The sequence below is a fragment of the Vibrio sp. GLN_1 genome, from assembly GCF_043106015.1.
In the GTDB taxonomy this organism is placed as follows: domain Bacteria; phylum Pseudomonadota; class Gammaproteobacteria; order Enterobacterales; family Vibrionaceae; genus Vibrio; species Vibrio parahaemolyticus.
Genome location: NZ_JBICMD010000035.1, coordinates 146,615 through 167,050, shown reverse-complemented (window position 1 = coordinate 167,050; position 20,436 = coordinate 146,615). Strand labels below are relative to the sequence as shown.

Sequence of the window (20,436 nt, the reverse complement as noted above, 5' to 3'; positions counted from 1 at the left end):
ATTAACGCAGCTTTTTGATGCGTTCAGTTTGGCTGATCACATCAGTCAAACGGATACCAAACTTGTCGTTCACTACCACGACTTCGCCGTGCGCAATCAACGTACCGTTAACCAAGACATCAAGCGATTCACCCGCTAGGCGGTCTAGCTCTACGACCGAACCTTGGTTCAATTGCAATAGGTTACGAATGCTGATTTGCGAACGTCCCACTTCCATCGAGATGGTAACGGGAATGTCCATGATGGTATCGAGTTTACGACGTTCATCGTCGGTAATTGGTCGAGAAGTATCTTTCAGCTCTTCCAGTGGCGCTGCCAATACTTCATCTACATCAATAGAAGGTGCAGACGGGTCTTCGCCAAGAGCGGCTGCCCATTCATCTGCTAGCTTTTGATCGTCACTTGGTTCCATTTTTCTATCCTGTGTTAAGCCTTACTCAATCAAATCAACGAGTAAGGAGTCTTAATCATCTCTATCATCGTCATTCTCAAGCTCAGACATGATGTCTTTGCCCAAGAAGGCTAAATCAGTTTTCACTACGTGTGGGCGTTCAATCTCTTGAGAGACTTGCACGGCAAGCTTGTCTTCAGAGCGACCCATTTTTACGCGGTAAGTCGGTAAATCTTCGATGAACATGGTTGCGTGCTCAGGCATTTCAATCGGAATAATGTCGCCTGGTTGCAGCTCCATCAAATCGCGCAACGATATGTCTTTTTCCAGCAAATTCACTCGGAAGTTCACCGGACAGTCCATGATCTCTTCGCGCAGCGCTGAACTCCAACGTACGTCAGTTTCCATCTTGTCCGACTGAACACCAGCATCGAGCAACTCGCGGATTGGCTCGACCATGGAATACGGCATTACGACATGGAAGTCACCGCCACCGCCATCCACTTCAATATGAAATGAGCTCACGACAATCACTTCGGTTGGGCTCACGATGTTTGCCATGCTTGGGTTTACTTCAGAATCGAGGTATTCAAACTCGACGCCCATGACTGGCGACCACGCTTCTTTGTAGTCTTCAAATACGATTTTCAGCAGTAGCTGGATAATGCGACGCTCAGTTGGCGTAAATTCACGGCCTTCGATTTTGGCGTGGAAGCGGCCATCGCCACCAAAGAAGTTTTCTACCAGAATGAAGACAAGACGCGCTTCCATGGTAATCAATGCCGTACCTTTAAGAGGACGGAAGCGAACCATGTTCAAACTGGTTGGCACGTACAACGTATTTTGGTACTCGCCAAACTTCATCATCTGTACGCCGTTGATCGACACTTCAGCCGTTTTGCGCAGCATGTTAAACAGACTGATCCGCATGTGTCGTGCAAAACGCTCGTTAATCAGTTCGAGCGTTGGCATGCGACCACGGACAATCCTGTCTTGAGACGAGAAATCGAAACTGACGGCACCTTCCGTGTCGTTATCTAAGGGCTCGTCAATGTCATCAACATCATCAACCCCGTGCAGTAGCGCATCAATTTCGTCTTGGCTTAATAGATCGGTCACGTTTTACCTATTGAATAACAAAATCTGTAAACAGTACTTTTTCAATCACTGGCTTGCCGACCGCAGCATTTAAAGCTGCTTTAATATCTTCGGAAGCTCGGTCTCGCAGTTCCACTCGCCCCGTTGGAGAACGAAGCTGCTCTACCGTTGCCGATGCAAATGTTGATAACAAAGAGCTCTCAACCAACGGAGAATGGTAACGCGCCAACTGCTCATTCTCAGAGCCTCGTACCATAAGCTGCGCTTTGATTTGCACCAGTCTATCGCGACGGTCACCCGTCACGTTAAAAATGAACGGTTGCGGAAGATTCACGTACGCAATTGGGTTAGCCGCTGCGGCCTGTGTTTGCTGTGACTCTGCCTCTGCGGCTTGAGCCGAATCATCCGATCCCATTAAAAAGAACGCCGCCGCGCCACCACCACCGAGCAGAACCACGACTGCAATAATGATGATCAGTAGCTTGCTTTTACCTTTTGGTGCATCGGCACCTTGTAGCTGTTCTTCTGCCATTGTTTTCTCTAGTTATTTGTTCTTGTTCAAGATGGTTGAGGTTACGACATTAGGCGTAAAAACTAATTCCATCACGCTTTGAAACCACATTCAAATCAAGATTCACTTCGGCATCAAAGTTTTCGTCTGACTGGCCAGAAAAACCGCGTCCAGACGTGCCTTGGCCATGTTGTTCAGCCGCTGCGTAGCCACTTTGCTGTTGTCCACTGCTTTGCTGCTGAACCGAGGAATCCACCAGTTGCATCCCTTGTTGAGCCAACATTTCACGTAAACGAGGCAACGTTTGTTCAATAATGTCACGCGCTTGGGGGTTGGTAACCGTAAAATGCACGTTGGCCAAATCGTTGTTCATCGTCATGCGAATTTGCATACGGCCAAGCTCTGGTGGGTCAAGTCGGATGTCGAGGTTCTTCAAGTTCTTCGACATCATCATTTGTACTTTTTCCGCCACTTGCTCATTAGCGAGCTCTTTTGTTAATTGCAGAGGCAGTTGCGCTTGCTGAGCGGCTTCCGCTCGGGTTTGCTGTTGGGCTGTTACACCTTGTTGACCTGCTGCCGCTTGCAGCTGTCCTGCTAATCCGTATTGCGACTCTGGCTTATCTTGCTGGCTCGCCGTAGCTTTCAACGCACCTGCACTTAACGCAGCATTGATCGCTTTGTGGCTCACTTCCCCGTTAGCAGCCATTTGAACTGCTGGGTTGAAATTATTCGCCACCAGCGCATCCGGCATTGGTGCGGACGCAAGTTTATCGGCATGTTGAGCCATTGGCGCTTGCGCAGCGGCGTGCTTCATCTCTTGCGCGTTTACGTATTGTGCTTGTTGCCCCATCGCGACTGTAGCGGCTGTTCGTTCGCTGCCGTTTCGTACATTGTTATGCTGCGTTGTATTTTGCTCCGCAAGAATGGCTTTCACGTCCGTTGGCAGCGCAACCAACTGGGCTAGCTCTTGCTCAGGAATATCCGCGACGACGTCACCCGATCTCAAACCTTCAATGACATCGATTTCTTGTTCGCTCAGAGGTTTGCCTTGCGCCAACTTGGTATCAATAACTTCCAGCTCATCAATTGAAACCAGCTGAACCGCCTTACCTTCAAAGCCGACCGTCGCAGGGTCAAGTGACACCGAACCATCCAATGCACCTGAGGTGTTCGCCTGAGCTTGTTGCATTGCTGAAGCATCCATTACAGGAGGCGCAGTCAGGTTTTGCCATTCTGTTGATTGAGATTGTAGCTTCTCAATATCAATCGGCTTTCCATTGGCATCTAAGATTGGTTCCAGTTGCTGCTCGGCCGCCAAATTCACTTGCTCAACAGAAAGCGTCGATTGCAACGCTGCTAGCGCTTTTGCGTCATCTGTTTCGACCAGTTTCGACACTGGAGCAGAGAAAGAGGTTGCTTGCGTCGTCTGTAGAGGCAAACCCTTGCCGCTATCAACAAAAGAATCATTGGTTTGCAATGCTTGATTCGCTTGTTCAATACGACCGAGTAGTTGCTGACCTTCTCCCATCGCACTGGCCACCGCTATCTTATCTTGCGAGTCTGTGTTCTGAGCGCTTTGTTTTGAATCCAACTGAGCCTCTGACTCCATTGGCGACAAAGCTTGCTTCGCTGCGACGGGGGCTTTACCTTCTTCTTGAAATGCTTCCGAAGTTTGCTCGGATTCGTCAGCAACGGCTTTTACGCCTTCATGCTCTAGCAATGCATCAGCCGCTTTTCCGTCGACACTCTCACGGTTCGCGACTGATTCTTGGCTCTCGCCATTCTTCTCGACCGCTTCACCTTCTGTGGCGCTAACGTCGGTCTTTGCATCTGTACTTGCTGTTTGAGTGACCGCTTTTTCTGCTTTTTGTGAACCTGTAAAAACTCCCGCTAAGGTTTCAAAAAAACCTTTGCTTTCAGAGCTTTCTGTAGGTGCTTGTGCGGAAGACTCAGAAGTTGAGGTCTTGCTAGTCGCAGAAACATTAGACAAATTCACATTCATAAAAACTTTCTCGTTTTTAGCTACGCCTTTTTATGGCGTGACCAGATTGCCCATCAGAGGCAAAATTAGATAATTAAACCATGAATTTGCAAAAATCACGCCAACGCATACGGCTATTTTCCTGACGAACAACGCACACGAACAGAGTGGAAGCGAGATCAACTTCAACAAAAATTAGAACGGCTTGGCCTTACGGCTAAACAACAACGTGGAAAACTCATCCATCTGCTTTTGCTCACGTTTGGCTTCCGCGATTTGCTTTTCTTTCGCTTTTTTTTCGATCATCCACTCGTAAGACATGCGTTCTTGGCGCATCTTGAGCCAGTAGTCTTTGCAGTTTTCGACTTGTTCTTTGAAGTGATGCTCTGCTTGCTTTTGCTTTGACAGTGTCTCGTCAAGCTGACATAAGAATCGGTTGAGATGCCCGTATTGGCTGGCGGTTAAACCCGCTTGACCACGATCCACCAACTGTTGGCAGTAATCGAGACGATACTTTTCGATTTGCTCAACCTGACGGTAATAGTCTTCAAGCTCAGAGCGCGCTTTGTTCAGCGCAAGTACGGCTTGGTCTTCGCGCTCTTTGGTCTGCTCAAGTAGGAATTCCATCGCATTATTCATACGCTATTACCCACCCAAAATATTTCTGAGCATATTGACGCACATATCGTATGGCACCGATTCTTTCATACGCTGCTGCAAGTATTCGTCTAGCTTCGGCTTTAATGTAAATGCGCCATCGATAGCCGGATCGGTGCCTGGCTTGTACGCCCCAATCGACACCAAATCTTGATTTTTGCGACATATAGACAAGACCTGACGTACCGCTTTCGACATCAACACATGTTCTTCGGTGGTGATCTGAGGCATCACACGGCTGACCGATTTCTCGACGTCAATCGCAGGGTAATGGCCCGCGTCTGCCATTTCACGCGACAAAACAATGTGACCATCGAGAATGGCACGAGACGCATCGGCGATCGGGTCTTGCAGATCGTCACCTTCGGTTAAAACGGTAAAGAAAGCGGTGATCGAGCCTTGCTCTGGGCTGCCATTACCCGCACGTTCTACCAGCGCAGGCAACTTGGCAAATACCGAAGGCGGATAACCTTTGGTGGCTGGCGGTTCACCAACCGACAAGGCAATCTCACGCTGCGCTTGAGCAAAACGGGTCAGTGAATCCATCAGCAACAGTACATCCAAACCTTGGTCGCGGAAGTACTCGGCAATCGTAAGTGCCGTTTGACACCCCTTCAAACGCATCAACGGAGATGCATCAGCTGGTGCAGCCACCACAACTGAGCGACGACGTCCGTCTTCGCCCAAAATTTCTTCAATAAATTCTTTAACTTCGCGTCCACGTTCACCAATCAGACCTACCACCACCACTTGCGCCGTGGTGCCTCGTGTCATCATGCCTAGCGTGACCGATTTACCCACACCAGAACCCGCAAACAAGCCAATACGCTGGCCTTTGCCTACCGTCAACAAACCGTTGATCGCTTTTAAGCCAACATCGAGTGGTTCAGAGATCGGTTTTCGTGCCAGTGGGTTGATGGGTTCCGCATTAAATGACGCACGGTGCTCAGTGTAAATCGGGCCAAGTCCATCCAGCGGATTGCCCACGCCATCAATAACGCGGCCAAGCAATTCCATACCAACAGGCAAACCTGCTTCGCTGGTAAGTGGCGTCACTTTTGCACCGGGCAAAATACCGGTGATTTGCTCACTCGGCATCAAATACAAGTTATCACCAGAAAAACCAACCACTTCGGCTTCCATGTGACCAGACATGGTTTCAACCAAACATAGACTGCCGATCGGCGCACGACAGCCCGTTGCTTCTAAGGTCAAACCAACAACGCGCACCAATTTGCCAGAAGCGACCGGGCGCGTGGTTAAGCCTTCGACTTTGTAGTTTTTGAGACGATCGGCCAAAGCTTGCATGGATTACTCACCCTCTTGGTGACGGTTCGCGCCACAAAAGCTGTGCAGCACACTCTTGATGCGCTCTTCCATGCGGTAGTTAATACTCGATTCGCCTGCTTCGATTTGCACATCGCCACGATTAAGTGATGGCTCAGAAACCAGTGTCCAGTTACGGCAATCTAAATCTTCTTCACCATACGCAGAGCGAATGATGGCAACATCTTCAGGGTTGAGATGCAATGTGATTGGATGGCCAGAAATCGGCAGCGCTTCTACCGACTGCTTAACCGTATCGAGAATAATTTGTGGATTGGTTTGAACCTCGACATGCACCACTTCTTTGACTAAGCACAGCACCATGTCCACCAGTTGCTTCTCTACCTGAGCATTCATCAGCTCCAAAGGTTGAGCAAACTGGTTGGCGAGATTCATAAACACTTCAACCTGCTGTTGAATAAACTCTTGGCCAGCAGAAACGCCTTCTGCTTTACCCAGCTCTAAGCCCTCAGCATGGCCTGCTTGCAAGCCTTCTTCTTTGCCTTTGTCGTACCCTTGCTTAAAGCCAGCTTCTTGACCTTGGTACAAACCTTCTTGATAAGCGCCTTGCTTGATCAGTTCAATCTGTTCTTCTGTCAGTTCAAGAGCTTGCTCTTCTTCTGGCTCGTCAAAGTTTGGCACCCAGCTAGGATCGTAGTTAAACGCAGTCTGTTTGGCTTTTTTTTCCTTTGAATCGCCATAGTCGGGTAAACCCCAACGTTGCGGTTCAATCAGCGCATCATCTTCATCAGGACGGATAAATCCACGTTTTCTATCGCCAGCCATGGGTTACCTACTGTGTATTAGATTTGAAGTGAAGGTGCCCCGCAACAAGAAGGTCGCAAGGCTATAGAGATTATAAGAACTCGTCTGCGCCGCCAGAAAGCATGATTTCGCCAGCGTCTGCCATACGACGAGCAATCGCCAGGATTTCTTTCTGCGCCGCTTCTACGTCTGCCACACGCACTGGTGGCATCGCTTCGATGTCGTCACGCATCATCTCAGCGGCACGCTTAGACATGTTCTTGAAGACTTTCTCACGTAGAGAATCATCGGCACCTTTAAGTGCTTTTTGTAGAACGTCTTGCGGTACATCACGCAGCAATTTCTGAATACCTTGGTCGTCCACTTCGACCAAGTTCTCGAAGACGAACATAAGATCTTGGATTTGCGTCGCCATGTCTTCGTCTTGGTCGCGGATTTGCTCCATCAAGATACCTTCGACGTTGTTGTCTAGGTAGTTCATGATCTCGGCTGCTGCCTTCAGGCCGCCAATCTTGGCTGCTTGTGCACCCGCTTGACCCGCGAACTGCTTCTCCATGATCTCGTTTAACTCTGCCAATGCTGATGGCTGAACCTCTTCAAGGTTGGCAATACGCATCATCAGATCCAAACGCACACGCTCTGGGAACTGAGAAAGAATTTCCGCTGACTGATCCGCTTCCAAGTACGACAATACGATGGTTTGAATTTGCGGGTGTTCGTTGACGATAATGCTTGCCACTTGGCGTGGGTCCATCCATTTCAATGAATCCAGACCTTTCGAACCGGTACCCAGCAGAATTTGATCAACCAAGTTGTTCGCTTTGTCTTCACCCAGCGCGGCCACCAAGGCATTACGCATAAAGTCTTCGCTGCCCATACCAATGTTGGTGTATTTCTGGATATCTTCCAAAAACGTACGGTGCACCGCCGATACTTTCTCTTGGCTTAAATCTTTTGCACGCGCCATTGCACTACCAACGCGCTGTACTTGTTTCGGTTCTAAATGACGGATGATGCCAGCCGCATCTTGCTCATTCAGACTTAATAACAAAATGGCCGCTTTCTCTTCACCAGTAATGGTGGAGGCATCAAACTCAACTGGCATGCCTGCGCCGTTTTCATCTTGAGGTACGATATCGTTAGCCATTTTCGTTCATCCAGTTTTTCACAACTTGAGCCGCTAGCTCTGGTTCGTTCGCTACAAGTGCACGAACCGCTTTCAGTACGTCTTCATCTTTATGAAGGTTAGGCAGATCGATACTTGAACCAAATTCAAACAGCTCACTGCTTTCAATGTCGCTACCAATTAGGCTGGTTTCGCCATCGGCACCAATTGGCAAGCCGTCTGGGCCGTACATTTCATCGTCGTCATCACCAGCTGGGTTAAGCAGTTTCTTCATTGCAGGGCGAACCAGTACAAGCACAACCACGATGATAACTAAAGCGCTGGCGAACCAACGAACCCAATCGTTGAAGTTCGGGTGTTCCCAAATTGGTTGGTCAACAAGCTGCTCGGTTTCTGGCTCGGCAAACTTGACGCTCAATACGTTAAGTAAATCACCACGAGATTGATCAAAGCCGACGGTGCCAATCAACACCTGACGAATCGCGTTGATTTCACCTTCCGACATTGGTGTGTAGGTCACTTCACCTGTGTCTGGATTAACTTGGCGACGGTCTTTGATGGCAACCGAAACAGTCTGGCGCGCCACGGTGCCCGTTTGCTTACGCTCATGGCTAATCGTGGTATCTAGCTCGAAGTTGCGGGTCGATTCTTTACGTACAGAGCCTTGCCCCATTACCGAGCCGTCTTTCATTTGCGCGACGTCTTGCGGAATAGAAGCATCCGCCGGAGGCTGATTACTAAGCGCACCCGGAATGCCTGCTACCATGTTGCCGTTGTTGTAATCTTCTAGCGCGTACTCACTGCGGGTCGATGGCGTATTTGGGTCGAAACGTTTACGAGTTTGCTCAACCGCACTGAAATCCATTTGGATATCCACTTGCGCGGTGTAGTTACCAAAACCAAGAATAGGCAGTAGAACAGAGTCGATTTTTTCACGCAATGCTTGTTCTTGGCTGCGTTCTAACTCTTGCTCTTTACGACGCGCTGCAGACGCCGGATCCTGCGAACCAGAGCTCAACAAACGGCCATGCTGATCCGTGACGGTAATGCGCGATGTCTTCATGCCTGGAACGGCACTCGCGACCATATCGACAATCGAGTCCACTTCTTGCTGCTTGAGGTTGGCGCCTGTCGATAGCGTCAAAAATACTGAGGCGGAAGCTTCTTGGTTATGACGCACAAACACACTGTGTTTCGGCAACGCCAATAACACTCGCGCTTTGCGAACCTGCTTCATTTCTTCTATGGCTTGAGCTAGCTGACGCTCACGGCTGAGCTTAAGACGTTCTTGCTCTAGGCGCTGAGAAACACCAAAGCCCATGTCTTGCAGCAGAATGTCATCGCCCGCTTCGGTCGCTTGATTGACGCCCGAACGCACCATGCCTAATTTGATTGAGTTGTACTCGCTCGACTCCACCGAAACGGTATTACCATCGAGTTTGTAATTGATTTTTTGCTGGTCAAGGTAATCCAGAACAGGGATCAGTTCTTCAGTGTCGTAAGCGCCAAGCGGACGCATTTCTGGTTCTTTTACCCAGAAGAACAACATAACGATTAACGCAACACAGATAGAGATCGATAGCACAAGCACGACCTGTCGAAGCAAATCGAGGTCGCCCACGGCCATATCGAATTTTGATGCACTGCGCTCTTCTAAATCTGGATTTTGGCTTTCCACATCCATATCGGAGCTAGAAACCAGTGCGCCATCTGAGCCGCCATCAGTGACGGTTAAATCTGTAGACTTGTCTGCCACACTTATTACCTAAATTACACTGGCATGTTCATGAGGTCTTTGTAGGCCTCAACGAGCTTATTGCGGATTTGAACAGTGGCTTCAAAAGCAACACTGGATTTGTTACGAGCAATCATGACGTCAGATAAGGAAACATCGGCATCACCACGATCAAAACGCGTTTGTAGATCGCCAGATGATTTTTGAAGTGAGTTTACGTTATTGATGGCTTTGGTTAGGAGATCATTGAAATCTGCACCCACTTTCGCACCCGTTCCTGTCGGAGTGGTGTTGGTCGCTTCAACCATCATGGCGCGCATTTCGGCCTGAATACCATCAACTTTCATTATCACCTCTGAGCCAAAAGTTTGACTATCTATTTAAACTAAATATTGACACAGCAATTTATGTGCCATAAGACGCCAGCAGTATAGTTTACTCACACTTTTGTCTTATGGCTACGCGTGTGAAACCTAACTCGGAATATCTATACCCGCGTCACGCATTTTGGCAAGTTTGTAGCGCAGAGTACGTGGGCTTATGCCCAATTTCTCTGCCATTTCTTTGCGTCGGCCACTACATTCCACCAAGGTTTCTAGAATGATCGCGTACTCTTGATCGCGCAGCTCGCCACCCAACCCCTCGCCGCCAGTGTTAACGCGGTTGACGGATTCAGCTTGAGCAACAGGCTTGACATCAGGGACCAATGCTTCTGCACTTTGCACAACGTATTGCAAGCTGTTGGCATCTTGCCAATCCACGCCTTCTAGCAAGATGTGCTCTGCACCGATATCGCCGTTTTCACTCAAAATCAGCGCGCGTTGTACAACGTTATCCAGCTCTCGAACATTACCTGGCCATGGGTACTGCAATAGTTTTTCCACTGCAACTGGCGAGAACTGAGGAACAGGCATACCCATTTTGCTACAGTGACGCTCGGCAAGATGCTTCGCAAGTGGCGCAATGTCCCCTTTACGCTCATTCAGCGCTGGCCATGCGATTGGGAACACATTCAGGCGGTAGTACAAGTCTTCACGGAAGTTACCTTCCGACACATACTGTTTGAGATCACGGTTACTGGTGGCTAACACACGAACATCTAGCTTGATGCTCTTACGGCTACCAAGACGCTCTACTTCGCGCTCTTGCAAAACACGCAATAACTTCGCTTGCAGGTTTAAGTCCATCTCGCTGATTTCATCAAGTAAGATTGTGCCGCCTTGCGCTTGCTCGAACTTACCCGGACACGCTTGAACAGCACCAGTGAATGCACCTTTTTCGTAACCGAATAGCGTCGCTTCCAGCATGTTGTCAGGAATCGCCGCACAGTTAATCGCAACGAATGGGCCGTCTTTACGGTTTGATGCTTTGTGAATGTAACGCGACATCACTTCTTTACCCGAACCGCTTGGGCCTAAGATCATCACGTTCGCATCCGTGCGAGCCACTTTGTCAGCCAAAGCAAGTAAGCGCAGACTCTTTTCATCAGCAACGACAGCATCACCGTTGTCATCACTTTTGATAGGAGCATAACGGCTTACCATATTAAGCAGCACTTCTGGTGCAAATGGTTTCGCCATGTAATCAATCGCGCCATCTTTCATTGCAGAAACGGCATCTTCGATATTGGCGTAAGCCGTCATTAGCAACACTGGTAAGTTCGGCCAATTTTGTTTGATGTTACGAAGCAGCGCTAAGCCACCCATACCTGCCATTTGCACGTCAGATACCACGATATCAACCGCATTTGATTTCAGCTTTACTAATGCGTCTTCTGCACTATCGGCTTCTAACCATTCATACCCTGCCAGAGCCAGAGTATCCACGAGGGCTTCACGAAGACCTTCGTCGTCTTCTACGATCAGCACTTTGCTTTGCGCCATTCTGATTCTCCAGTAATTGTTATTACCAGAAGCCGCTTATTGCGCTTCTGATTGCACTCGCTCCAGCGGAATGCACATGGTAAAGCAGGCTCCATCACCCTGCTCTGAAATAAGTTCCAATCGGCCGTCATGGGCACGGCAAACCATTTGAACGACAGCCAGCCCTAACCCGGTTCCTTGAGAACGCGTGGTAAAAAATGGCTCCATAATTTTGGCCTGTAGTTCTTGTGGTACACCCGGGCCGCTGTCTTGCACAGAAATGCGCAGTTCACCGTTCACCGGGCGGAAAAAGATGTCGATTTGCGACTCTTTGCCTGACATTTGAATCGCGTTCATCACCAAGTTACTCAGTGCAGAGGCGATAGCATTCGCGTTGCCAAGCAGTTCGGTCTGTTCTTCTTCTACTTCGAGGAAGTAATCAATGTTGTTGTTTTTAAGAGCAGTTTCGACCATTGGTTGGTATTCAGCAACCAATTGAGCAATCGTAAATGGCTTAATGACTTTATTATCACCACCTTTGGCAAAAAGCAGCATATCATTAACCTGCTTCTCCAAATCGTGCAGTCGATCCATTAATTTACTTTGGAAGCGCTCTCTGGTCGCTGGCGGAAGATTAGGCGCGCCCAAATTAGAGGCGTACAACATTGCGCTCGACAACGGCGTTCTCACTTGATGCGCTAGCGATGCAACCATACGACCTAATGAAGAAAGACGTTGTAGATCACTCACACGAGCTTGCAGTAAACGGGTTTCGGTTAAGTCGGTGATGAGGATCAGCTGCCCTGTCGCGGAGGCAGAAATCGCCAAACGCACTTTGCGGCCATTACGCAGTGACACTTCGTGGCCATCATCTTCACGCGGATCAAAAGCCGCTTGAATGATGTTGAACCATTTCTCGTTAACCAGTGGGATTTCTAGAATTCGGTGCGCCTCGGGGTTGGCTTCTCGCACAACACCATACGTGTCGAGCAAAATAACCCCTGCGGGCATCACATCCAATACCTGCTTATAGCGCTCAACTTGGTTTTCTACTGAGTCTAAATGGGATTGGTTGGTGTTATTGTCCATTCACTGCCTGTCGAAATATCGCCACTAAAAAGTAAAATAGCTTGGTAAGCAATTAGCGTACCAAGCTATTTTTTATATTTATCATGACGTTATGTTATCGACAATAAGTTGACACCGAGAAATGTCTGATTTTAATGTCAGAAAAGATAACTTTTGTGATTGAACTGAAGCTCGATCTAACGCTGTAAATTATACTTGCGCATTTTCTCAACCAACGTTGTACGGCGCATACCCAGCATATCTGCAGCTCTTGCAACGACCCCACCTTGCGCTTCTAACGCTTGGCTGATCATGTTGACTTCCAAATCTGCCAACAGCTCTTTTAGGTTCACCCCTTCTGGTGGCAACGCTTGAGGCGCATTCATGTTGTGATCCAGATCGCTTTGCTCGTCAAAGCTGAAATCTTCCGAGAAGATGTCTTGGAACACATCGCGCTCTTGCTCTTCAATCGAAGTGAACGGATTACCTTCAGGTTGGAACTCTGGAATATCACTGTAGCGATATTTCGTCGGAAGATGGTTCACATCAACCAGACTGTTTGGGTACAAAATGATCATGCGCTCAACAAGGTTAGCTAACTCGCGCACGTTACCCGGCCAGTGGTGTTCCATCAAAGAGTTGATCGCACGCGGCGTGAAACAGATTGGCTGGCCGCCTTCGGCTTCCAGACGTGTCATCAGCTCCTGCAATAACAATGGGATATCTTGCTTACGCTCTTTTAGCGCTGGCATTTCGATTGGGAAAACGTTCAAACGATAGAACAAATCTTCACGGAACGTGCCTTCTTCGATCATGCTTTCCAAATTACGGTGTGTCGCAGCGACCACACGCACGTTGACTTTGATTGTCGAGTTTCCGCCAACTCGCTCAAAACAACGTTCTTGAAGTACACGCAATAACTTCACTTGCATCGACATTGGCATGTCACCAATCTCATCAAGGAAGATCGTGCCACCGTCTGCTAATTCAAATCGACCTTTACGCGCCGTTAACGCACCAGTAAACGCGCCTTTTTCGTGGCCAAACAATTCGCTTTCGAGTAGCTCCGGTGGGATTGCACCACAGTTAATTGGCACAAACGCACCATTGCGGTATGACGAATGGTAGTGAATGTTACGTGCTACCACTTCTTTACCCGTACCCGATTCACCAAGGATCAAGACATTGGCTTCTGTACCCGATACTTGCTCAATAAGATGACGAACTTCTTGAATACCGCGACTCTGCCCTACTAAGCTACGAAACAGCGTGTTTTTACGCGCACTAGCAACAACATTGACCCCTTTACGGCCAAGAAAATCTTTGCAGTGACGTAACGCTTCACTAAGCTGTGGGTAATTTAGCGGTTGCTCTAATTCGCCAACAAAGTTTGGGAGATCGTCCACAGGCAAAGGAAAGCTGCCCAAGACAAGAAGTGGGATATGGTATGCATCGTTGAGACGAGCCATCACGGCAGTTGCCGCTCGACCTGCTGAGATATTGCCAACGATACAGCCTGACCATACGCTAGACCAATCAACATCGCCTAGCTGTTCAGAACCGACAGCTTCGCAACTTTCTCCAACAAATTCCAATATATTGCTTAAATTCAAACGACTTGATGCGTCATCATCAATTACAAGCAGCTTTGCCAAACCTTGCATAAGTAAGAATGATTGCCTTTATTTTAGGTGCGTTGCGGCCAAACCTGGATTTGCGCAATTGGGTGCTAAAGAAGGCGGAAACACCACACTCAATTTACGATCGACAAAATAGGAAAATCAGCAACAAAAAAAGCCATTAGGGCTACTAATGGCTTCTATTTTATTTGAATATGAAAATAAGGCAACCAAGCAATATAGAGGTGTGAGCTCGATTGTAACTTTCATGCGCAACTTGTTGCTAATGCAGTCTTAATGTTTTAAGTCGATCCTAAAGCATTGTTTTGATTATTAAATGCCGACTTCTGCTGCCGTCAAGTTGTGGAACTCTGTTGGGATCTGATCCCAAGCGGATTTAATCTCACGAATAATGTCAATAACGTCGTCGATCGGCTGTGGATCATTCTGGTGGTTTGCCGCAGAAATCTGCGTGATCATAAACTCATACAATGAATCTAAGTTTGAAGCGATGTCACCACCATCTTCCATCGACAAACAGCTGCGTAGCGCAATAATAATGTCGAGTGCTTTACCTAAACGCTCGCCTTTTGCTGGGATATTGCCTGCTTGCATGGCTGCTTTGCCTTGAATAAGGCGCTCAATTGCACCAGCCATAAGCATTTGAATGACTTTGTGCGGAGAAGCCGCGCTCAGCTGGCTGTCGACTGATACTTTTTTGTATGCTTGCAAAGAACCGCGCATAGTAATCCTCTTTTAAATAAATTTTTTGTACTGCTGAAGCGAACGTTGGCCATAACGGAATTTGTGAAGCTCTTTTCCGACCTTTGACGTTTCTGATTGCATCAGCTCGACAATTCTTTTGGTACGAGTCAGCAAGTCTTGCCACTCTGCATCCTGCTTTACCAAGGGATTTTGTTGAATAATTGGTAACAGGTTTTGCAATAACCGTTCCCTGATATCGACCAAGCGAAGAATTTCTTCAGTATTAAAGTCAACTTTTTCCAGCTCTTGCGTAATTAGTTGATCTATATCACTAATTTCTATGAGTTCATTTTGCATTTATTAACCTAACGCACTCATAAGAGCCCCAAGTTGCCCCTGCATCTTACCTGTCGCGTCTTGCATCGCGGTAAATTTCGCATGGGTACGCTTTTCCAGCCCTTCCATGCGGCGATCTAATGCCGCTTGGTCATCATTCAAACGGTAGTTTTGTTCTGTGAGACTTTTCTCTCGCGTACGAATGCTGCCCGTAATACCGGTGATGCCGTGAATCGCATCTTCGATACGCTTCGCAAAACCAGTGTTACCACCGAAAAATTTTTCTAACTCGTTGAAGTTATTATTCAACTGACGGTCAAGCATGTCATAGTTGATTTCAAGCGTGCCTTGACGCGTCGTGGTAATGCCAAATTCTGTCAATGATTTCAGATTTTCTGGTGCTTGATCGATTCGGCTTGAAAAGACGGCTTTCAATCGTGAATCGGCACTTCGCACCGTGCTGTCACCAGCTAGCGGCCCTTTTTGGCCGGTAGTTGGGTCCACACTCGAGAGTGCTTGCGAAGTTTGGTAAAACGAGTTGTACGCCGAAACAAAGTTTTCGATGTCGCTGCGTACACTTTGACGGTCGTACTCGACACCGATTTCTGCAGGCGGCTTGTTTGGTTCTGACTTGCCTTTAAGTGTCAAATCTACGCCTTCAATGGCGTCTTCAATTACGTTGTTATGGCTTGAAAGTTTTGCCACGCCATCAAGCAGCACTTCAGAGTCTTGCCCTGCTTGTACCTCTGTCATACCAAGGTATTCTTCGAATGAGGATTGCGCTTTTGCGATTTTGGCTTCTGCTTCGTCGATTTTTTCTAGACGTTCACGCTCTTGAGGATCGAGTTTCGCACGATGAATTTGCTTGGCTTGCTCTTCGGAAAGCTCACCACGTTCGACTTTTGCGTCGAGTTCTTGCTTTTCATCCGCAATTTTCTGCTCGATTTCTGCTTTTTCTTGTTCTAGGAGCTGCTTAGCTTCTTTGGTCGTAACGTAAGAATCCGTCAATGTGCCTGAGGCGGCATTATTCCAACCTGGAACATCCGGCGCTTTCTCTATCGCCTTTTCGTCCAGTTCCAGTTCTGGCTCTTCGTATGAATCCAGTAAGGTGCCTGACGCAGTTTCTGTCCAACCTGGAATGCGCTCCTCAGGTCGCAAGCTCGAGCGTTGATTGGCCTTATCAATGGCTTCTTGTCCGGCTTTAGCAGCCTCTGCACCAGCAGCAGAGATCGGCTCTTGCGATGCATCATCTTGTGCATTATCTGCCGCTTTTTGCGCTTCTGGAGGTAGAGGGTTGCCGTTCTCATCCAGAATTTCTGGTTGATCCGGTTGTTGCGGAGCTTGTAATGGCCCTAACACTTCTTCTGCCGCGGCACGTGCTTCTTCAAGCGCGTTAACTCGGTCTTCAAGTGTTTGGTATTCGAAATATTTCAGAGGGTTGCCTCTTTCGGCTTCCACGCTGACTTTGATTTGATGATCCTTACCAGAGAGGTTTGAGGCAAGGATGAGACGCGGTCCTTCGACATCATTAATGACGGAAGCACGAACGCCAGGGTTGTCTTTAGCGCCATTGATGCCGCGTACGACATCGATGAGCTTAGATCGAGAACGAACCTCGATATTAAAACGGTCATCACCAAGCGAAATCTGCAGCTTACCAGGACCAAATTTTGCGTCTTCTGGCAATACATCAGAAGCGACTTTGTGGCTCTGTGCAAGCTGCAACACATCGATAGCATACTTACCGGCTATAGCGTCAGTGGTTGCGGTGGCCGATACGATATTGTCGTCCGTGGTTTCAACCGTGCGGACGGCAAACGCTTTCTCCTGACGAAAGTTCGCCATGAGATTTTTCATCGTATCCAACGATTCTCTGAGTCGCCCATAGGCACTGATACTGGCATTGATTGTCGTGCGATCGTTGTCGATGCGTTGCTGCTTAGGCACACGTTCCGCATCCACAATTTTGCTGACCATGGAATTAATATCCATGCCGCCAGACATCCCCACAGGGCCTAAACTCATTAAATCACCTCAAAAACGACTTACACTTTTTCAACTAACAAACCGCTGTTAGCTGTGTGCTCAGCTAGGCGACGCAATACCACTAGCAGTTCTTCATCAGGAAATTGACGAATCACATCACCAGTATTGGCTTCGTAAATCGTCACAACGTCTCTGCCGGATTCTTCATCCACACGAAACGCTACTCCTTTGTTGATGGACGAGACAAACTCATTCATTTGTTCGACCATTTTTTCACGTTCTTCTCTGTTTAGCTCCTGACGGCTTTCCGCCATCTCGATTGCCGCTTGAACAGAGAAGTCGTGCTCGGTGCCTTTCGCTTTTTGCGGCGAAACGTCACCGGTTGAACTTGCTGTGCTAGGCGTACCTATGCCGTTGCCATTTTTATTTGCAACATTTGTGCCATTCGGTGTGCCGTAAGGCTGGATGTTCGATGCGTAGGAGGATATTTCCATTACAATCTCCCTTCCACCTTATGAGCTAACGATAGGATCTATCGTTTTGGTGACCTAAGCACTAGGCTGGGTCGACCTTGTTAGCCCAACAAGCTTAGCGCTGCAGATGGTGACTGCTTCGCTTGAGCCAGGATTGAAGTACTTGCTTGCTGAAGAATTTGCGACTTAGTCATCGCTGTTGTTTCTTTCGCGTAATCAGTATCTTTAATACGGCTGTTAGATGCATTAACGTTTTCGTTAATGTTGTCTAGGTTGCTGATTGCGTGGTTGAAACGGTTCTGGAAAGCACCTAGTGACGCACGTTGGCTGTCTACTGATTTAAGTGCACCGTCGATAACTGCTACAGCTTCTTGAGAGCCTGCAACCGTTGTTACATCGATGTCTTTAACCGTTACGTCTTTCGCATCACCAAAACCGATCTCGCCAGCTAGGTTGCCAGAGAACTCAACTTCACCATTTACTTTCTGAGTAGAAGCAAATACTTGTAGCTTGCCGTCTTCACCAACAGACGCTTTAACATCTTCGCTTTGACCGTTGATGTAAGTTGCTAGCTGCTCGATGTCGTCGCCTTGCTTAGCCTTGATGGTAAGTTCTTTCTCTTCACCTTGTTTGTTGGTGTAGCTCATTTTAAGCTCAGTTTTATCACCAACTGTCCAAGATGCATCTTTACCTTCTTCTGCTGAGTAGCTCTTACCACCCATTGCTGAAGTATCAGAACGTAGGCTGCCCATAGAAAGCATTACTGCTTCGCCAGAGTCCGCACCGATTTGGAAAGATTGAGTACCGTACGTACCGTTAAGCAGTTTGTTACCACCGAAAGAGGTTGTTTCAGCGATACGGTTTAGTTCGTCGTTTAGCGCTGTTACTTCTTCTTGGATCGCTACACGTTCTGCTTTTGAGTTAGAACCGTTCGCAGATTGAAGCGATAGGTCACGCATACGTTGTAGGATGTTGGTAGATTCATTCATTGCACCTTCAGCAACCTGTGCAATGGAGATACCGTCGTTCGCGTTTTTCACCGCCATGTCTAGGCCACGGCTTTGAGCGTTCAAACGGTTTGAAATCTGTAGACCAGCAGCATCATCTTTCGCGCTATTGATTTTATAACCCGAAGACAAACGCTCCATTGATTTTTGTTGACCTTCAGCCGCGTGGTTTAGGTAACGCTGTGCGGTCATCGCAGAAACGTTAGTATTAACGTTAATCGCCATAATTGATCTCCTTAAGGCTTAGTGAATGTACCGTCGTGTCTCTCACCTCACTTAGGTACATCTCATTTCTCTCAGTCCCTTTAACGGCGACGTATGCATATCCTTTAGGAGAAATTTTCAATTTTTTGCGATTATTTTCTTTGGCTTACTGAAGTGTGATGGAGCTCTAATATTGTCTTTGATGAATACCTTCGCTCTTTTAAAGGCAGAAAAAAACCCAGCCGAAGCTGGGTTTACTCGCTCATCTCTCACCACGAGCCAATGAGGTTCTCGTCTTAGGTTTAAAATTAACCTAGAAGACTTAGCGCTGAGTTTGGCGCTTGTTTCGCTTGCGCAAGGATTGAGCTTGACGCTTGCGATAGAATTTGTGACTTGGTCATTGCCGTCGTTTCTTTCGCGAAGTCGGTATCTTTGATACGGCTCTTCGACGCATTCACGTTTTCGTTAATGTTGTCCAAGTTACTGATTGCATGGTTGAAACGGTTCTGGAATGCACCCAGCTCTGCACGGTGACTGTCTACGTATTTCAGTGCCGCATCAATGATCGCGACTGATTCTTGTGCGCCGCCAACTGAAGTTACGTCGATAGTATCAACCGTAACGTTTTTCTTGTCGTCGCCTAGGCCTAGTTCACCAGACAGACCGCCAGAGAATGACACTTCGCCTTCTACTTTGTTGTTACCAGCAAAGATTTGCAGTTTGCCATCTTGGTCTACTGACGCTTTCACTAGGTCTGTTTGACCGTTGATGTACGTTGCTAGCTCTTCGATGTCATCGCCCGCTTTCGCGTTGATGTTGATTTCTTGCTCTTGACCAAAGCTGTCAGTTAGGCTGATTTTTAGGTCGTTTTTGCCTTGTGCAACGTTCCAGTCTTTGCCTTTACCGCTTTCAGCTTGGTAGCTCACACCACCCATCATTTTGTTGTCTGAACGCATGTCTTTAAGCTCAAGCATTACTGCTTCACCGTTATCAGCACCGATTTGGAACGATTTCGCACCATGTGTGCCGTTTAGTAGCTTGTTACCACCAAAAGATGTGGTTTCTGCGATACGGTTTAGTTCGTCGTTTAGTGCTGTCACTTCTTCTTGAATCGCAACGCGCTCTGCTTTCGAGTTTGAGCCGTTTGCTGATTGTAGAGACAGGTCACGCATACGTTGTAGGATGTTGGTTGTCTCGTTCATTGCACCTTCAGCAGTTTGTGCAATAGAGATACCGTCGTTCGCGTTGCGAACAGCCACATCCAGGCCACGGCTTTGTACGTTCAAACGGTTCGAGATTTGTAGACCCGCAGCGTCATCTTTTGCGCTGTTGATTTTGAAACCCGAAGACAAACGCTCCATTGAGGTTTGTTGTGCTGAGTTTGCGTTGTTTAGGTAACGCTGAGCGGTCATCGCTGATACGTTAGTGTTTACATTCACTGCCATGGTGATTTCTCCAATTGATTTTCCGATGTAGCGGTTTCCGACGTCTCGGAAAACCAAGTAGTTCTCTCAAAGTTACTTTTATTAACGGCGCTCAACCTGATTTCTTTAGGGAATTTTTTGGATTTTTTTGAAAAAAGTTCG

At 47.8% G+C, this 20,436-nt stretch carries 19 protein-coding genes; all 19 read right to left on the bottom strand.

The annotated features are described in order from the left end of the window. Position 1: 1 nt before the first annotated feature. A complete protein-coding gene (fliN, locus tag ACF8OV_RS15880) occupies positions 2-412 on the bottom strand; it encodes a flagellar motor switch protein FliN (RefSeq protein WP_005457660.1) in 411 nt (136 codons plus the stop codon). 51 nt (positions 413-463) lie between these two features. Then, complete coding sequence (gene fliM / locus ACF8OV_RS15875) at positions 464-1,510, bottom strand: flagellar motor switch protein FliM (RefSeq protein WP_005457756.1); 1,047 nt, start codon at positions 1,508-1,510, stop codon at positions 464-466. A 7-nt stretch (positions 1,511-1,517) separates the two neighbouring features. Beyond that, entirely contained in the window at positions 1,518-2,021 is a 504-nt protein-coding gene (gene fliL / locus ACF8OV_RS15870; protein WP_005457696.1) for a flagellar basal body-associated protein FliL, read from the bottom strand. Between the two features lie 49 nt (positions 2,022-2,070). Further along, positions 2,071-4,002 carry a flagellar hook-length control protein FliK gene (locus ACF8OV_RS15865; protein ID WP_258496248.1) on the bottom strand — a complete coding sequence of 644 codons (1,932 nt, stop codon included), beginning with the start codon at positions 4,000-4,002 and terminating at the stop codon, positions 2,071-2,073. Between the two features lie 174 nt (positions 4,003-4,176). Beyond that, positions 4,177-4,620, bottom strand: coding sequence for a flagellar export protein FliJ (fliJ, locus tag ACF8OV_RS15860; RefSeq protein WP_005457733.1), 444 nt, complete (start codon positions 4,618-4,620; stop codon positions 4,177-4,179). A gap of 6 nt (positions 4,621-4,626) precedes the next feature. Continuing rightward, complete coding sequence (gene fliI, locus ACF8OV_RS15855) at positions 4,627-5,946, bottom strand: flagellar protein export ATPase FliI (RefSeq protein ID WP_005457757.1); 1,320 nt, start codon at positions 5,944-5,946, stop codon at positions 4,627-4,629. A 3-nt stretch (positions 5,947-5,949) separates the two neighbouring features. Continuing rightward, on the bottom strand, positions 5,950-6,750 hold the full coding sequence (fliH, locus tag ACF8OV_RS15850; protein ID WP_005457705.1) for a flagellar assembly protein FliH: 801 nt from the start codon (positions 6,748-6,750) through the stop codon (positions 5,950-5,952). Between the two features lie 70 nt (positions 6,751-6,820). Next, complete coding sequence (fliG, locus tag ACF8OV_RS15845; protein ID WP_005457745.1) at positions 6,821-7,876, bottom strand: flagellar motor switch protein FliG; 1,056 nt, start codon at positions 7,874-7,876, stop codon at positions 6,821-6,823. Then, positions 7,869-9,611 (bottom strand): flagellar basal-body MS-ring/collar protein FliF, encoded by a 1,743-nt coding sequence (gene fliF / locus ACF8OV_RS15840; protein ID WP_005457713.1) that lies wholly within the window; start codon positions 9,609-9,611, stop codon positions 7,869-7,871. The genes fliG and fliF overlap by 8 nt, the downstream gene beginning before the upstream one ends. A gap of 14 nt (positions 9,612-9,625) precedes the next feature. Continuing rightward, positions 9,626-9,937 carry a flagellar hook-basal body complex protein FliE gene (gene fliE / locus ACF8OV_RS15835; protein WP_005457685.1) on the bottom strand — a complete coding sequence of 104 codons (312 nt, stop codon included), beginning with the start codon at positions 9,935-9,937 and terminating at the stop codon, positions 9,626-9,628. A gap of 126 nt (positions 9,938-10,063) precedes the next feature. Beyond that, entirely contained in the window at positions 10,064-11,473 is a 1,410-nt protein-coding gene (locus ACF8OV_RS15830) for a sigma-54 dependent transcriptional regulator (protein WP_258496249.1), read from the bottom strand. Positions 11,474-11,509: 36 nt separating this feature from the next. Continuing rightward, on the bottom strand, positions 11,510-12,541 hold the full coding sequence (locus ACF8OV_RS15825; RefSeq protein WP_005457625.1) for a PAS domain-containing sensor histidine kinase: 1,032 nt from the start codon (positions 12,539-12,541) through the stop codon (positions 11,510-11,512). A 176-nt stretch (positions 12,542-12,717) separates the two neighbouring features. Further along, a complete protein-coding gene (locus ACF8OV_RS15820; RefSeq protein ID WP_005481102.1) occupies positions 12,718-14,184 on the bottom strand; it encodes a sigma-54 dependent transcriptional regulator in 1,467 nt (488 codons plus the stop codon). Between the two features lie 288 nt (positions 14,185-14,472). After that, positions 14,473-14,883, bottom strand: a complete 411-nt coding sequence (fliS, locus tag ACF8OV_RS15815; RefSeq protein WP_005433081.1) for a flagellar export chaperone FliS — start codon at positions 14,881-14,883, stop codon at positions 14,473-14,475. Between the two features lie 12 nt (positions 14,884-14,895). After that, the gene (locus ACF8OV_RS15810; protein ID WP_005457717.1) at positions 14,896-15,201 is read right to left on the bottom strand and encodes a flagellar protein FliT; all 306 of its coding nucleotides are present in this window, start codon (positions 15,199-15,201) and stop codon (positions 14,896-14,898) included. Between the two features lie 3 nt (positions 15,202-15,204). Then, positions 15,205-17,205: a flagellar filament capping protein FliD gene (gene fliD / locus ACF8OV_RS15805; protein WP_021822575.1), complete on the bottom strand. Its 2,001-nt coding sequence runs from the start codon at positions 17,203-17,205 to the stop codon at positions 15,205-15,207. Between the two features lie 20 nt (positions 17,206-17,225). After that, positions 17,226-17,660: a flagellar protein FlaG gene (flaG, locus tag ACF8OV_RS15800; protein ID WP_025623306.1), complete on the bottom strand. Its 435-nt coding sequence runs from the start codon at positions 17,658-17,660 to the stop codon at positions 17,226-17,228. 80 nt (positions 17,661-17,740) lie between these two features. Then, positions 17,741-18,871, bottom strand: a complete 1,131-nt coding sequence (locus ACF8OV_RS15795; protein WP_005457770.1) for a flagellin — start codon at positions 18,869-18,871, stop codon at positions 17,741-17,743. A 287-nt stretch (positions 18,872-19,158) separates the two neighbouring features. After that, positions 19,159-20,295 carry a flagellin gene (locus ACF8OV_RS15790; protein WP_005481079.1) on the bottom strand — a complete coding sequence of 379 codons (1,137 nt, stop codon included), beginning with the start codon at positions 20,293-20,295 and terminating at the stop codon, positions 19,159-19,161. Positions 20,296-20,436: the final 141 nt, after the last annotated feature.